This is a genomic window from Pedobacter sp. L105 (assembly GCF_009765875.1).
GTDB lineage: Bacteria > Bacteroidota > Bacteroidia > Sphingobacteriales > Sphingobacteriaceae > Pedobacter.
In genome coordinates this window covers 134,465-148,227 of record NZ_LMUP01000005.1, presented here as the reverse complement: position 1 = coordinate 148,227, position 13,763 = coordinate 134,465, and the positions used below count along the sequence as shown (strand labels likewise).

The window sequence follows — 13,763 nt, the reverse complement described above, 5'->3', positions numbered from 1 at the left end:
TTATCTGTTTTCCAGCCAGCTTAAGAATGCCGTCACCTTGTCTTTACCTACCAGTAATTTATCGGGTGACGGTATGATTAACCTGACCATCAATTTGCGTGCAAAGTAGTGCTCCACTTCTTTCACTGCTTTAAAATTGATCAGGTACTGCCTGTTTAGCCGGAAAAATTGTTTGGCAGGCAGCAGGTGTGATACCTCGTCGAGTGACTGGGAAATACTGTATTCTTCCTGGTCGAAATTAACGATTGCAGGTGTCTCATTCCTGATGTAGAAAAAGGCAATGGTTTCTGTTGGGACAATGAGGTACTTGTTATTCTTAAACACAAGAAAGCTCTTTTTACCGCTGTTCTCTTCAATCCTGTTGATCAGTACTTCAATATCATTTACTTCGTTTTTATGTGTTTGAAAGAAGTTTTTTAGGCCATAGACCTTATCAAAGGCAGCCCTGATATTTTCTTCGGCAATAGGTTTTAACACATAATCAATGCCATTTACTTTAAAAGCTTCAATGGCATAATCATTATAAGCAGTACAGAATACTACAGGTGAAACGATTTTTACCCGTTTAAATATATCAAAAGATAGGCCGTCTGCCAGCTGTATATCCATAAAGATCAGATCGGGCGCTGTATTAGACGAAAGGTATTGTACTGAAGTCTCTACACTTTGTATCGATGCTACAATAACGGCCTCCGGCTTAACCAAGGTAATTAACCTGGCCAGCGCTTTGGCTGTTTTAACTTCATCTTCAATAATTAGGACGTTCATAGATGATGGGAAGTTTTACTTTAAAGGATGTGGTACCCGATTCAATTTCAACCTTTTTACTGATTAAATGGATATAACGCTGGTTAATATTTTCCAGGCCCATTTCGGTGGAAAATTCGGATTTTTTCCTGAGCTGCAGTTTGTTTTCTATTACCAGGCTATCACCTGAAATATATAGACGGATAGGGAGGGGCTGTTCAAGGGAAACAATGTTATGCTTGATGCAATTTTCCAGCAGGAGCTGTAGCGTAAAAGGAGGGATATAGCTTTGCTGATAGTTGTTATCGATGGTGATGTTAAGATCTATTCCGTCTTCAAACCTGGCTTTAAGGAGGTAAGTATAGGCCTCGAGTATATTCAGTTCTTCAGCCAGTGAGATCAGGTCTGACTTTCTCTTTTCCAGCGTAAAGCGATAGAAATCTGATAATTGATTGATGAAATCAGCCGAGTGCGGATCGCCGATTTCAATCATAGATTTAAGGGTGCTCAGGCTGTTAAACAAAAAGTGCGGGTTTACCTGTTGCTTGAGCAGTTCAAACTGTGCTCCAAGGTTATCTGCCTTGGTACGTTCCAGTTCAATGCCCATCAGCTGGCTGCTATAGCTATGATAAAGCAAATGCAGGAACATGTAAATGGTGAGATTGATCAGTATTCCACGGAATTGATACATCAGCATCATCGACTGGAATTTATACCGTGGAAATATTAACATATGTGTAAGCACAAGCACGATCATAACTACAATACCGATCAGCAGACTGAAAAGCAATTTCCGGTTAAAGAAACTATTGTCTGCAGGCTGACTGGTAAATTTCGGCAGGTTATACAGGTTTGTATACCACACCACCAGCGAGAAAGTAAAGGCAATGGAAGCATCCACTGCCAGTTCGGTCAGGGTAATATTGATCAGCAATATTTTAGGTATAGCAGCTAACATACCTATAAAGAGTGAGCTCAGCCAAATGATGGACGGGGAAACTTTAAATACTGTTTTATAGCTGGCAGACTGATTGTTTAGGCTCATGGCATCACTGATGGCTTTTGGTCAAAGATATACTTTATCCTTTCCTGGTTGACTAAAGTATCCGGATTTAAAGCCATTTGATCTCCATCATAATGTTTGTAGGTAACCGTTGCAGCAGCTCCGGGGGCTGCAGTAGTATTGATCATTTCCATCGACTGTAATTTACCGGGGATTTTTGCACCAAACCAGCGATCATCGTCCTTCTGCTTCCAGGTGATTAGTGCCAGCACTTCGCCTGGCTGTGCAGGCCTACCGGCTTTAGCGGTATTTAGTGCCAGGTCATTGCCGTATAAGGTAGACATGGTACCCTGTTTTTTATTGATGGAAGAAGTAATCACTTTCAGTCCCATTTTGCTGAAATTAAAAGCTGCTGGCAAAGACGCTTCTTTATTGATGAGACTGGCCCCGTCGGGATGTTTTTCAGAACAGGAAACCAGGAATAATAACAACGCGGGTAACAATAAATAAGATGATCTCATGGGAATTAATGTTTTACAGGTGAAGTGAATACAAAGTCATTTGCACTTTCCGGACGGTGACAGTTCACACATTCCGTTGCGAAAAGTTTGGTTTTACCATAAGGAAGCAATTTGGGCGTTTTAAACCTGGCAAATCCCCATCCTTTGGTAGACGCATACTTTTTGTCGTCTTTGATCATAAATTCAACTTGCTTAAATGCGCCTGTATGTACATTTCCATCGACATCAGCGATTTTATCCCAGCCTATCTTGGCGAAAATAGTGCCATTTGGCCATGGGTTGATGTGATTTTCTTTAATGGCTTTTATTGCAATATCATTTCCAGTAATCACGCGCATAGAGCCATTATCGACGCGATCGGTTGTACTAATCACCTGCCAGTTTTTATAATCGGGAATGTAAGCTATTCCATTAGATGATACCGAAGGTGCAGTTTGAGCAGCTGTTTCTTTCGTCCAGTTTTTATATTGTTTATCTAAAGCATTTGTTTTGCTGGTATCTGCAGGTTTACTGACTACCATGTCGGATAAATATTTTTTCAGCACTGCCAGGTCTTCCAGAGAAACTTTAGCACCCGGGTGTACCGCGGTATAATTCTTTAAAGGCATTGCACCAGCTATGATCTGGTTGACGGCTTCCCACAGTTTCCCTTTTTGGTCTGGCGCAGCCAGGTCTTTCCAGGTAGAAAAATTCAAACCCTTTCTGCCTTCGGTTACATCTTCTGCTACCATATGGTAAACAGGATTTACCTTATCATACCATCTGAGGTTGGTTTCATTGGAATGGCAGTCGTAACAGGCCTTTTTTAAAATGGCTTTTACCTGTGCCGGGGCTTCGATCTCCCCTGTAACCGGAGGGTTAGTAATTAGCGGCCTGTTGACAAATTGCAGTACGATAAAACAAAATATCAGGGCGAAAAATACTGGAAGGACGATCCTTTTTAACGGGGGTTTGGCTGCTGTACTCATAATTGATATGATCTTAAGGTTTTTTTATCTCTTTGACAAACCCGGCATCAGTTGATGTGATCTGATGTAAGGTTTGTCAAAGAAAAGTTAATCATCTTTCAGATCCTAACTGAAATCGTTCAGCCCGGCAAATGAGCAGGCCAATTGACCATATCGACAGTTAAATATTCATTCTTATACCTTTATTCCAAATTCATTTGCTGTTCTGCTGAAGTTTTTCTTCAGCTGCTGGTTGAGCTCTTTTTGCTGATAGCTCTCTGTTAATCTGTCCAGTCCATTTAAAACAGCTAAACCGAAGCGAATGTTTTGCAGGTGTTGCTGCTGGAAATCAGGATCCAGTGTTTCCACGTAATTAAACTCCTGCGTAAGGTAGTCTGAAGTTGTTTTTACCAGTTGGTTTGCTTCCTTAATATGATGCAGCGCATATAAATTCTGGGCGGTATAGATCCTGTTAATCGTATCATTTAAAGTATAGTTCTTTAGCGGGAGATCTCTCATGCTTTTATGAATCAACTGTTCTGCCTGTGCTGTTTTTCCTTCCATAATCAGGTTGCTGGCTAAGGTATTGTTCAGTCCCCAGGTAGTATTTAAGATGCTTCTGGTTTCGGGGTCTAGATAAGCTGAGTGATGGAAACCTGTGTAATCCATTTTACGCATCACATTTTCGTACATCACTTCCGAATTTGTTTTATCGGTTTTGTCCCTGTGATCTGCCGGATCGGTTTTAAAAGGCAGGAGACGGAAAGCATAACCTTCCAGGTAGAGATATTTATCCAGTCCGGCGTAGGTATCTGCGGAAACTGTAGTTGCGAAATATATCGGCCGTTTCCAATTGTTATGGACAAGAATATCAAATAGGGCCAAATCGCCTTTACTGGCGTAATCTTTATCGAAATTCCATTCCATGGTATCTGCTATTTTCGAGCGGTCTTCAGCTTTGACGGTATGGGTTTTAATTACCTGCAAAGGATCTATAGTCATCTTGAATTTTTTGGTAGGTAAAAAATTCATGTAATTGCCATTGGTCATTTGTACCTGATCGGCTTTGTTTTCAGAAGTCATTGCAGAAAACAGATCTTTTAATTCAACGCTATCTGTTAATCCATAATCTACGTAAGGCATGTAATCCCTTACGCCTTCAACATATTGATCTTCATTCATGCTGATAGGCAGTGGAGCAGATTTGTTCATCTGCTTTTTCATTTGATTGATATAAGCATCATCTGGCAGAAATTGCAGGCAAACTACCCTGACATCTGTTCTAAAACCCTCTACTTCCTGCGCATACCATAATGGATAGGTATCGTTGTCAGCGTTAGTAAAGAGAATGGCATTTGGGGCGCAGGAATTTAAATAATTCTTAGCCCAGTCGGCCGCAGTAGTCTTTTTTGACCGGTTATGGTCATCCCAGTTCTGTGTACCCAGTAAAACAGGAACTGCCATACAAACCAGCGCCGCAGCTACAAGGCTTAATTTGGAAGATGCAATTTTAGAAAGCAGGTCTTTCACTGCAAGTACACCCAATCCTATGCAGATGGTAAAAGCATAAAATGAGCCCGTATAGGCGTAATCTCTTTCTCTTGGCTGCAATGGGTCCTGATTAAGGTAAAGGATAATGGCAAGGCCGGTAAAAAAGAACAGTGTAATGATAACGAGTGCTGTTTGTTTGTTTTTGCGGTAGATCCAGTAAAGTCCAAAAAGGCCCAAGATCAAGGGAAGTCCGTAATAAACATTGTGTGCTTCATTGGCCGTAATGCTTTGGGGAAGGTGCGATTGGTTGCCTAAGCGCTGTGCATCCAGGGGTTTGATGCCAGATAACCAGTTGCCGTTTTGTATTCCTCCCTGACCTTCATTGTCGTTCTGGCGGCCAACAAAATTCCAGAAAAAATATCTCCAGTACATGAAGCCCAGCTGCCAGGAACTAAAGAACTGCAGGTTTTGTGCAAAGGAGGGTGTTTCCCCTTCATTCATGTTTAGCCATTGGCGATAATAACCGGGATGGTTGTCTTTCTGGCTGTATACTCTGGGAAAGAACATGTTTTTATCATAAGTGGTCTCATAGGTGTGTCCTGAAACCTCGTAAGCTGTTTTGCCTTTCCTGTAGCGGTTACCTGTTTGTTTATTTTCCAGTTCTTTTGCGTCGAACGTATTTCCGTAGAACAATGGGGTAGAGCCATAATTGGTGCGTCCCAGATAGTCATACAGTGAAAAAGCATTGTCAGGATTACTTAAATTGATGTTAGGCTTGGCATTGGCCCTGATCAGGATCATAAAGTAAGAGCTGAAACCAAATAAGAGGACTGTTGTACACAGCAGTGCTAAATTGAGGTTGTATTTTTTTGTACGGATCGAATACCAGATTCCTGCGAAAATACTTCCTGCAACAAATAACAGGAAGAATATTGCCCCTGAACCAAAGGAGAAACCAAGCGTATTCACGAAAAACAGATCAGATTTTGCAGTGAACAGGACAAAATATTGAAGGAGTCCAAACTGAACCAGTCCTACAATCACACAGCCAATAATAAAAGCCTTTATGGTTCCTATCAGATCTGGCTTTGCGGCCTTTTTGAAATAATAGACCAGGGTAACAGCTGGAATGGTTAATAAACTCAGTAAATGGACACCGGTAGACAGCCCAATCATCAGGGCGATAAAAACCAGCCATTTGTCGTTTGGTTTATTTTCCCATTTTAAAATAGACCAGAAAGTAACTGCGGTAAACAGAGAGGAGAGGGCATAAACTTCAGATTCTACAGCTGAGAACCAAAAGGTATCAGAAAAAGTATAAGCCAAAGCTCCAATAGCACCTGCGGCCATAATACCGAAGGTTTTTGTTCTGATATTTTCATTTCTATAAACTTTAGATACCAGGGCTGTGATGGTCCAGAAGAGGAACATAATGGTAGCAGCACTGGCCGTAGCGGCACTGAAATTAATCCAGTAAGCAATTTTGGTGGTATTGCCCATCGCCAGCAGGCTGAACAGCTTTCCTATCATTAAAAAGAGGGGTGCTCCTGGTTCGTGGCCAACCTGCATTTTGTTGGCAGTAGAGATAAATTCCCCGCAGTCCCAGAAACTTACAGTTGGCTCCATCGTTAGCCAATAGGTAAGCAGGGCAATACAGAAGACAGCAAAGCCAACCAGGTTATTGGTACGCTGATAAAATTTCTTTTCTTCGGGCGTATCAATCAGTTCTGCAAATTCTGTATGGATCATTTGGTGAACATCATTGATGTTAAATTTTGCTGAAGCCGGTTTTTGTTCGAGCGAGGTGATGATATGATCATATAGTTCATCAAAAACTCCTTCTGCCACCGTTACGTCCAGTAGATGTTTGCGGATTTCCAGTTGCTGCTGTGTGGTTAGTTTCATGAGAGTTTAGTTTTTAAGCGGAGCAATAGTTCCAAGTTACCGATAAAACTTTTTGCTTCTTCCAGTTTAGTTTCTACTTCCCGCTGGCCTTCTTTAGTTAGCGAATAGTATTTCCTCAAACGGTTATCTACTAATTCAGTACTCGTGCTTAACATACCCTCTGCTTCCATTTTATGGAGCGAAGGATACATAGAGCCTTCTGTAAGAACAATATCACCACTGGTAATGTCTTTCACCTTCTGGGTGATTTCATAACCATACATTTTCTCGTTTTCCTGCAGCAATTTCAAAATGATAGTTTGCAAACTGCCTTTTAACATACCGTTTGTTGTACTCATGATACAAATATATAATTTTCCTACATACATAGGAAAATTATGTATATTGATTTTTAAATATTTAATGGTAGTTTATGTACCCGGATCATATCTTTTGTATCTATCTGTTTATTCATGTATCATTGCATTATCCTATTATTGATTTCTAAATTACAATGATGAAGGCTGCCATTTCTGATTCTATAATTTATAACAGTCATTCATCCCGGTATACTAAAGGGGAGCAGTTTATCCATCAACATCTGTTGAGTTATGTGGTGTCAGGAAGTCTAACCGTTAATGACGGCAGAAAAGACCATCTTTTTCAAACAGGTGATTTCTTTTTTTTACAAAGGGATCAGTTAGTTAAATTTGATCAGCTGCCACCTAAGGAAGGTATCTTTGCTTCGGTAACTGTTTATCTTGATCAGCTCACGTTGAAAAATATTAGCCTGGCCTATAACATGGCTTTAGAAAAGACAGCCAATGTTGCTAAAATAGTAAGAATAGAGTCAGCTTCTTTGCTTAGAAATTATGTGGATGCTATTTTGGACGGCCTTGAAATCCCTGATCCTAACCTGGAAAAAGAAGTTGTGTTTATGCTCTTAACAGCAAAACCTGAGCTGGCAAGAGTATTGTTTGATTTCGGCGTTCCGGGAAAAACAGATCTGAAGGCATTTATGCTGCAAAATTACCACTTTAATGTAAGCATGGATCGTTTTGCCTATCTCACCGGACGAAACCTTTCTACTTTTAAGCGCGATTTTGAGTATATCTTTCATATTAGTCCTGAACGCTGGATACAGTTTCAAAGACTAAAGGAGGCGTATTACCAAATTAAAGAAAAAGGTAAAACTCCAGAAGAGATTTACCAGCAGGTAGGCTTTGATAGTATAAACTATTTTTCCAATTCTTTTAAGCGCCTCTTTGGGGTTAATCCATCCAGTTTATAGAGAAAAAAGGTAAAACCTTTTTTAAAGAATGTAAGTTTTAAACAATAGATGTTCATCTTTCAATTAATGTATCGATATACATCTATATTTACTGATTACATTTTACGATGATGAAAAAGATAAAAATTGCCATTCTTGATGATTACCAAAATGCAGCGTTGACTTTAGCCGACTGGTCGGTAGTAGAAGCTGCTGCAGATATTACTGTTTTTAACGACCATCTTTCTGAGGAGGAGGAAATAGCCAAGCGGCTGCAGCCATTTGAAATCATTTGCGTGATGCGTGAGCGTACACCCTTACAGGAAAGCCTGTTAGCTAAACTTCCGAATGTAAAGCTAATCGTTTCTACAGGATCAAGAAATGCTTCCATTGATCTTAAGGCAACTGAAAAATTAGGTATTAAAGTGGCTAATACGGGTTATATGAGTACCGGTGCAATTGAAATGACCTGGGCTGTGCTGATGGCAATGGCAAGGCATATCCCAAAAGAGACTAGCACGTTTAAAAGTGGTGGCTGGCAAACCACGATAGGGACAGACCTGGCTGGAAAAACAATCGGCATTGTTGGTCTTGGGGGTATAGGAAAGAAAATCGCTGAGATAGCGAAGGTATTTGACATGAATGTAATTGCATGGAGCCAGAATTTAACTCCGGAAAAAGCAGCTGAGCAGGGGGCGAGATACGTCAGTAAAGAAGCCCTTTTCCAGGAATCTGATTTTATCACGATACATTTGGTGTTGAGTGACCGCAGCAGGGGCATTGTAAGTACAAAGGAACTGACACTGATGAAACCTTCCGCTTATTTTATCAATACTTCGAGGGGGCCATTAGTTGATGAGCAGGCTTTGATTGAGGTGCTGACCAATAAAAGTATTGCCGGTGCAGCATTGGATGTTTTTGATACCGAGCCACTACCTGCAGATCATCCATTCAGAAAATTGGATAATTTATTGGCTACCTCACACATTGGCTTTGTGACAGAAGATACTTACCGTGTATTCTATGGAGATACCGTTAAGACTATAGAAGATTGGCTTAAATAGTTATCAGAAGGGTTTTTTTTGTATTTAAACACCCTTTTTTCTAGGGTCTGCAAAGTTTATTGAATAATTCTGCATGTTCGGGGTAATTTGCCAGCAATTCGGCTTCTTTGGCCATTTCAAATTCACTGAATTCAAATCCGGGGGCAACTGCACAGCTAACCAGTGTGAAATTGTCTTTTGAAGGTATTTCAGCTGCAAACCATAAACCCGCTTGGACTATTACTGACAGGCTTCCTGAAGTAGTATCAGAAAGTTCCATTATGGTATGTAATCCCTTTTCGTCAATCACGTGGATATGCAACGGTACCCCCTTATGAAAATACCAGACTTCATCAGATGAAAGCCGGTGAAATCCCGAATAATCATTTCCCTCCAGTAAGTAATAGATAGACGTGCAGGCTTTGGATGTTTTAGCAGAAGATTTTTTGGTTACTTCAATGGCTGAACGAAAAACTTCTTTGTAATATCCGCCTTCGGGATGAGGGAGCAGGTTTAATTGTTTGATCCAGTAGGAAGCGTTTTGTATAGGGGATTCAGTCATATTTATTTTATAATACCTGCTGCAAAAATTGTTTTGATAGATTTGGGTAGTTGCTAGGTAAATGTAAACAAGAATTAAGGTTTTTGTTTAAAAGAACTCTATTTCTTACGAATTATTGAATGATAACGACCAATATTTCGAATAAATACATCTTTAAATTTTTTATCAACAAATAAAGGTTCTGCTTAATTGCAGAATAAGAGGGAACCATGTGTAAGTCACGGACTGTCGCGCAACTTTGAGTAAATAAAGTTTTGTTAACTATATCCACTGTTTTAAAATGGGAAGGATAACAAAATGTTACAAGTCAGGAGACCTGCCTTTACTGAATTGATATGCTTTCGCGATTAAAGCAAGGATCAAGGTTCAGATGAATGGAATAAATCCAATCGGGTTTTTGCTGTTATTTTATATCTCCTCTGCTTTTAATTTCGTACTGCATCGTATTTAAACTTAAGCACCTGGAAGGGTTTAAAGGGAGCGGAGCCGGTTAGTGAGATTGCTTTTACACATGGAATCAAGTTTGCTTCTTTTTTGCATGTGAGTTACTTTTTAAGTAAGTCCTCTCAATTAGATATGATTTTCTGATGATTTATTAAGTATTTCGGGAGACAAATAAAATTAGTAAGAGATATCAGTAACCAGCGTAGCTCTTTCTAAATTTATTTTCTCAAAAATTTAATTTTTATCCATATTTTGTTTAGTTTCCGTGAAGTCTTTATTTTAGTTTATGGAACTTTCTAAAGCAGTCGGTTTGTTGAGGATGATCTCTATCGAAATAGATGAATTCTTCAATACAAATAATTTCGTTGTCACTGCCCGTTCGACGGATATTTATGATGCTATTCGTAAAAACGAAGCGCTTAGAAGTGAATTTCCTACGGGAAAAGAATTCAACAGTTTCTTGAGAAAAATGCATCAAGAAGGGGTGCTGAATCAAATCATTCGCAATCACATTGTAGATATCTCCAATCCCATCTACTATAAATGGTCATTCTACCGAAAGGAGTCGAAAATGCCAACAGAATTGAATTCGGAATCGGTAAAAATTGCCCCCAAATATTATAAATCCGACCGGAAAATAGCGACCAATGATGGAGGTTCGGTGAGGTCCTATCAGGAGCAATACATCTATAACAGACTGCTGGAAGAGGATGGTTTAAAATTCTATTATGAAAGGCCATTTGAAATAAAAGGGTATAACAAGATACCTGATTTCACCATCCTGGCTCTCCACAGCAAAATTGTCTACCATTGGGAACATTTCGGTATGATGGATAATCCTTCATACGGTATTTATGTGGAAAAAAAGATACAGTGGTATATCGACAGAGGTTATGATTTCATAGAAAACAACGGTAGGTTCATTGTAACCTATTATAAAAATGATACTGCTTTTTATAGTGATGTCAAGCGGATTGTTAAATTGATTAAAGCATTCTAGCCGTCAATACGTTTACAAGAAAATCGTATCTGAGTAAGGCAGAGGGCTGTCCTATTTAAGCGAAATAGTTACCTTATAATCCAAAATATTCAATATGCAGAAATACACCATAAAGAGATTAGTTTCCAATTACGATGAGGACGCATTCGATATGGTCAGGAATAATGAATTAGATTTGCCTGAGTTCCTGGCACTCATGCTTTATGACGACATTCATCACAAGAAAATATGTGAAAAACTTACCAGCTATTACAAATATGAAATATGTAATTCAATTGAAGATTTTACCATCCCAAGGGCTGAGTATGAGGGTAAGAATGGTTTAGTAAAATTGGAATATGATGCGTTCTTTAAATACCACGATAAAGACTCTGATGATGAATTCGATGAAGATGAGACGAGAGAAGAAACACGTTATACAAATATTAGCTTCACGATTGATACTGAATTGAAGCAAATTGTTTTTTGGTTTCCTCTTTTTTCTTAAATGATTTTAACCTTATGATAGTAGTCATGTAAAAAGCAAACATAGAATTGTAAATACTATAAGTTAAATCGTTTAGGCTAAAAATCAATATTTTACCCCTATATTTCTGGGTAGAGGCATCCCCTTCAATTGACGCACGATTGGTATGGGAAAAATTGAATATTTCGGGAAATCCGTATATCAAAAAGCCTTTAATCGTGTGATTAAAGGCTTTTTGAATGTTTTGATACTTATTATGCGGACCGGACGGGTCTTTAAATATGTGTCTTGACAGCCTTTAAATCGGTTTATTTCAAGTATTTTGATTAGTGACTCACTGAATTACTCACTAATTTCATAGTACAATATAGCTGAAATGCTATTACACTAATATAATCAATATTTCTGATAAAAGCAAATGATATACCTTAAAGAGGTGGACATGAATATAAAAATAGAAAGAATTAACTATTTGGTTGAAAGATTATATCGAGCTCGTCTACAAATTTGGCCAGATGGTCGAAAGATTTTTTGATTTCGGTTAGTAGTTCACTAGATTTAATGTATGTTCCAGTGCCCGCATTGTAGGTTGGATTACCATTCTGAATTTTTATAGTAGGCCTGTTATCATGATGCGTTAATAAATATCTATGAGCCAAACCATTTCTGATATTTACAATTTCAGTTGTTGTTTTTACAAAATTTTCAAGACACTTACGTAAATCTACTTCATTTATTTTTTTGAAGAATTTATCATTTAAATAAATTTGGTGTTCCTCAAAGCCTGCTTTAGAATAAATGTTTATGAGTTGCGCTATGGTATCGCGGACACTTACAAAGAAATAAAAGTATGTCTCGCCATAATAACCAAATTGAACTCTATTGATATAGTCATCGTTTGCATAAACCTTAACATCATCCGGCAAACCCCTATTATAATGAACTAGAGCATGTGTAAACGAGTGATCTAAATTGCCTAACCTATTGACAAGGCATTGATTCCACCAATGTAATTGGCTTTTCCTTGCAACATCTTCCAATGATTTTTTTTCAATTAAAAGCTCATCCACCTCATTAATATAAGGAAAAGTGAACCTTTTTATTTTTGGCTTGTCAGTCTTTATTCTCTGCAATTCTAATTTCGTAGGATATTTAAAATCCTTTGCTTTTAATAAAATACTATTTTTTACCATCTACTTTAAAAATAATAAAACATATAATTTTTCACAGATTTTATTTTTAACAAGATTTAAACTTGTAATAATAATTTATAATTGCGTTTGAATTTTAGCTTTCCCGTCGCTTTTGGGTTCCATGTTTTACTCCTTCGAGCCCTACACTAAATGCCTTTGTTGGGCTTAAATTAATTCTATTTATTAATTTGTCTCTTTTTTCAAAAGCTATTTTGGTACCAATAACTTGCCCAGTTTTACTAATTAAAAAACTAAATTCCCACTTATTTTTGATATTGTAAACAAAGCATATTTCAGAAATATCAATATTTTTTTGTAAATCTTTTACCTGTTGATGAACTTTAAGCAGTTTGTTAGGCGTGATAGCTTTTATAATTTTATTTGAATCGTCTGACTTAATATGAAGTTCAATATATGGATCACCAGGGATTTCAAAAATAGTTTGTAAAACCTTGTTTTTCGGAATGATGTCCTCTCTTATCAATTTAATCGAGTCTGAGAGCGAATTTACAAGTTTCTTTGCTTTTGCTTTGCTTGCCTTATAAAGGTCATCCGCAATGTCGTCTGCTATCTTGTCGCCAATTCTTTTTAAAATTGGCTTTAACAATGGGTATAAGATAAAATAATAGTGGGCAAGAGTAATTACTACTTGTGGATCAGGTAGTAAACCTTTACGCATTTTAGGCTCAAGTTTTATCTGTTTATCATGTATATCGTATAGCTTTCTTCCTACCTCGTTAAAGGCTTCAAAACTGTTAAAATTATTTTTGTCCAATGAAATCTGAATTTCGTTTATTTCTTCGTCATTCCTCTTTACATAAGATAGGGGAGCACCTGAATCTTCGATAATAAAATTCTTATTCCATACGGCTTGGTTCCGGTTCAGAAATACGATGGGCTCAACCATTACGTGGTAAGAATTATTCTCTTTGAAAATTTCGCCATTATCAAAATATCCGATAGGTGGTATATCTCTCCGATGATTTGCCAAATAACGAATTTTTAAAATACCATTTACAGATTCAACATATTGCTTCATTTGTTCCAAAGGAACAAAGTCTCCATGCTTATCGATATTAGATGATCTAATAATTACTTTTTCTGCCATTACACATTTATGGTTAAATTATATAAGATTACTGGTGATTAGCACATCATTAGATATGTAGTTTGAAGTAGACGAGGTTTATTT

Annotated in this window: 13 protein-coding genes and 1 riboswitch; of the genes, 4 read left to right on the top strand and 9 right to left on the bottom strand. The window is 38.0% G+C overall.

What is annotated here, in order from left to right:
* The 6 genes from GSQ84_RS12155 to GSQ84_RS12130 form a co-directional block, all read right to left on the bottom strand.
* Nucleotides 1-768, bottom strand: coding sequence for a LytTR family DNA-binding domain-containing protein (locus GSQ84_RS12155; RefSeq protein WP_158797537.1), 768 nt, complete (start codon nucleotides 766-768; stop codon nucleotides 1-3).
* Nucleotides 749-1,792 (bottom strand): sensor histidine kinase, encoded by a 1,044-nt coding sequence (locus tag GSQ84_RS12150; protein ID WP_158797536.1) that lies wholly within the window; start codon nucleotides 1,790-1,792, stop codon nucleotides 749-751. Before GSQ84_RS12150 ends, GSQ84_RS12155 begins: the two co-directional genes overlap by 20 nt.
* A complete protein-coding gene (locus GSQ84_RS12145) occupies nucleotides 1,789-2,271 on the bottom strand; it encodes a cytochrome P460 family protein (protein ID WP_158797535.1) in 483 nt (160 codons plus the stop codon). Before GSQ84_RS12145 ends, GSQ84_RS12150 begins: the two co-directional genes overlap by 4 nt.
* A gap of 5 nt (nucleotides 2,272-2,276) precedes the next feature.
* The gene (locus tag GSQ84_RS12140; RefSeq protein WP_158797534.1) at nucleotides 2,277-3,239 is read right to left on the bottom strand and encodes a heme-binding domain-containing protein; all 963 of its coding nucleotides are present in this window, start codon (nucleotides 3,237-3,239) and stop codon (nucleotides 2,277-2,279) included.
* A 174-nt stretch (nucleotides 3,240-3,413) separates the two neighbouring features.
* Complete coding sequence (locus GSQ84_RS12135; RefSeq protein ID WP_158797533.1) at nucleotides 3,414-6,614, bottom strand: protein O-mannosyl-transferase family; 3,201 nt, start codon at nucleotides 6,612-6,614, stop codon at nucleotides 3,414-3,416.
* On the bottom strand, nucleotides 6,611-6,952 hold the full coding sequence (locus GSQ84_RS12130) for a PadR family transcriptional regulator (protein WP_254070846.1): 342 nt from the start codon (nucleotides 6,950-6,952) through the stop codon (nucleotides 6,611-6,613). Before GSQ84_RS12130 ends, GSQ84_RS12135 begins: the two co-directional genes overlap by 4 nt.
* 155 nt (nucleotides 6,953-7,107) lie before the next feature.
* Between GSQ84_RS12130 and GSQ84_RS12125 the strand changes: the two genes are divergently transcribed.
* Together GSQ84_RS12125 and GSQ84_RS12120 are read left to right on the top strand one after the other, a co-directional pair.
* Nucleotides 7,108-7,884 (top strand): AraC family transcriptional regulator, encoded by a 777-nt coding sequence (locus tag GSQ84_RS12125; protein ID WP_158797531.1) that lies wholly within the window; start codon nucleotides 7,108-7,110, stop codon nucleotides 7,882-7,884.
* 107 nt (nucleotides 7,885-7,991) lie between these two features.
* Entirely contained in the window at nucleotides 7,992-8,927 is a 936-nt protein-coding gene (locus GSQ84_RS12120; RefSeq protein ID WP_158797530.1) for a D-2-hydroxyacid dehydrogenase family protein, read from the top strand.
* Between the two features lie 40 nt (nucleotides 8,928-8,967).
* Here the strand turns inward: GSQ84_RS12120 and GSQ84_RS12115 are convergent, their stop codons facing one another.
* Entirely contained in the window at nucleotides 8,968-9,468 is a 501-nt protein-coding gene (locus tag GSQ84_RS12115; protein ID WP_158797529.1) for a cupin domain-containing protein, read from the bottom strand.
* 159 nt (nucleotides 9,469-9,627) lie between these two features.
* Nucleotides 9,628-9,807: riboswitch (cobalamin riboswitch) on the top strand.
* A 391-nt stretch (nucleotides 9,808-10,198) separates the two neighbouring features.
* On the opposite strand from GSQ84_RS12115, the gene GSQ84_RS12110 reads away from it, so the two are divergent.
* Nucleotides 10,199-10,912: a hypothetical protein gene (locus GSQ84_RS12110; protein WP_158797528.1), complete on the top strand. Its 714-nt coding sequence runs from the start codon at nucleotides 10,199-10,201 to the stop codon at nucleotides 10,910-10,912.
* A 94-nt stretch (nucleotides 10,913-11,006) separates the two neighbouring features.
* The gene (locus GSQ84_RS12105; RefSeq protein WP_158797527.1) at nucleotides 11,007-11,399 is read left to right on the top strand and encodes a hypothetical protein; all 393 of its coding nucleotides are present in this window, start codon (nucleotides 11,007-11,009) and stop codon (nucleotides 11,397-11,399) included.
* Nucleotides 11,400-11,842: 443 nt separating this feature from the next.
* Here GSQ84_RS12105 and GSQ84_RS12100 read toward each other — a convergent pair whose 3' ends face one another.
* Both GSQ84_RS12100 and GSQ84_RS12095 read right to left on the bottom strand, forming a co-directional pair.
* Entirely contained in the window at nucleotides 11,843-12,571 is a 729-nt protein-coding gene (locus tag GSQ84_RS12100) for a Cthe_2314 family HEPN domain-containing protein (protein ID WP_158797526.1), read from the bottom strand.
* Nucleotides 12,572-12,665: 94 nt separating this feature from the next.
* Nucleotides 12,666-13,679 carry a hypothetical protein gene (locus GSQ84_RS12095; RefSeq protein ID WP_158797525.1) on the bottom strand — a complete coding sequence of 338 codons (1,014 nt, stop codon included), beginning with the start codon at nucleotides 13,677-13,679 and terminating at the stop codon, nucleotides 12,666-12,668.
* Nucleotides 13,680-13,763: the final 84 nt, after the last annotated feature.

Coding starts and splice junctions, on each gene's coding strand:
- GSQ84_RS12155 (WP_158797537.1), bottom strand. CDS start 768: ATGAACGTCCTAATTATTGAAGATGAAGTTAAAACAGCCAAAGCGCTG.
- GSQ84_RS12150 (WP_158797536.1), bottom strand. CDS start 1,792: ATGAGCCTAAACAATCAGTCTGCCAGCTATAAAACAGTATTTAAAGTT.
- GSQ84_RS12145 (WP_158797535.1), bottom strand. CDS start 2,271: ATGAGATCATCTTATTTATTGTTACCCGCGTTGTTATTATTCCTGGTT.
- GSQ84_RS12140 (WP_158797534.1), bottom strand. CDS start 3,239: ATGAGTACAGCAGCCAAACCCCCGTTAAAAAGGATCGTCCTTCCAGTA.
- GSQ84_RS12135 (WP_158797533.1), bottom strand. CDS start 6,614: ATGAAACTAACCACACAGCAGCAACTGGAAATCCGCAAACATCTACTG.
- GSQ84_RS12130 (WP_254070846.1), bottom strand. CDS start 6,952: ATGAGTACAACAAACGGTATGTTAAAAGGCAGTTTGCAAACTATCATT.
- GSQ84_RS12125 (WP_158797531.1), top strand. CDS start 7,108: ATGATGAAGGCTGCCATTTCTGATTCTATAATTTATAACAGTCATTCA.
- GSQ84_RS12120 (WP_158797530.1), top strand. CDS start 7,992: ATGATGAAAAAGATAAAAATTGCCATTCTTGATGATTACCAAAATGCA.
- GSQ84_RS12115 (WP_158797529.1), bottom strand. CDS start 9,468: ATGACTGAATCCCCTATACAAAACGCTTCCTACTGGATCAAACAATTA.
- GSQ84_RS12110 (WP_158797528.1), top strand. CDS start 10,199: ATGGAACTTTCTAAAGCAGTCGGTTTGTTGAGGATGATCTCTATCGAA.
- GSQ84_RS12105 (WP_158797527.1), top strand. CDS start 11,007: ATGCAGAAATACACCATAAAGAGATTAGTTTCCAATTACGATGAGGAC.
- GSQ84_RS12100 (WP_158797526.1), bottom strand. CDS start 12,571: ATGGTAAAAAATAGTATTTTATTAAAAGCAAAGGATTTTAAATATCCT.
- GSQ84_RS12095 (WP_158797525.1), bottom strand. CDS start 13,679: ATGGCAGAAAAAGTAATTATTAGATCATCTAATATCGATAAGCATGGA.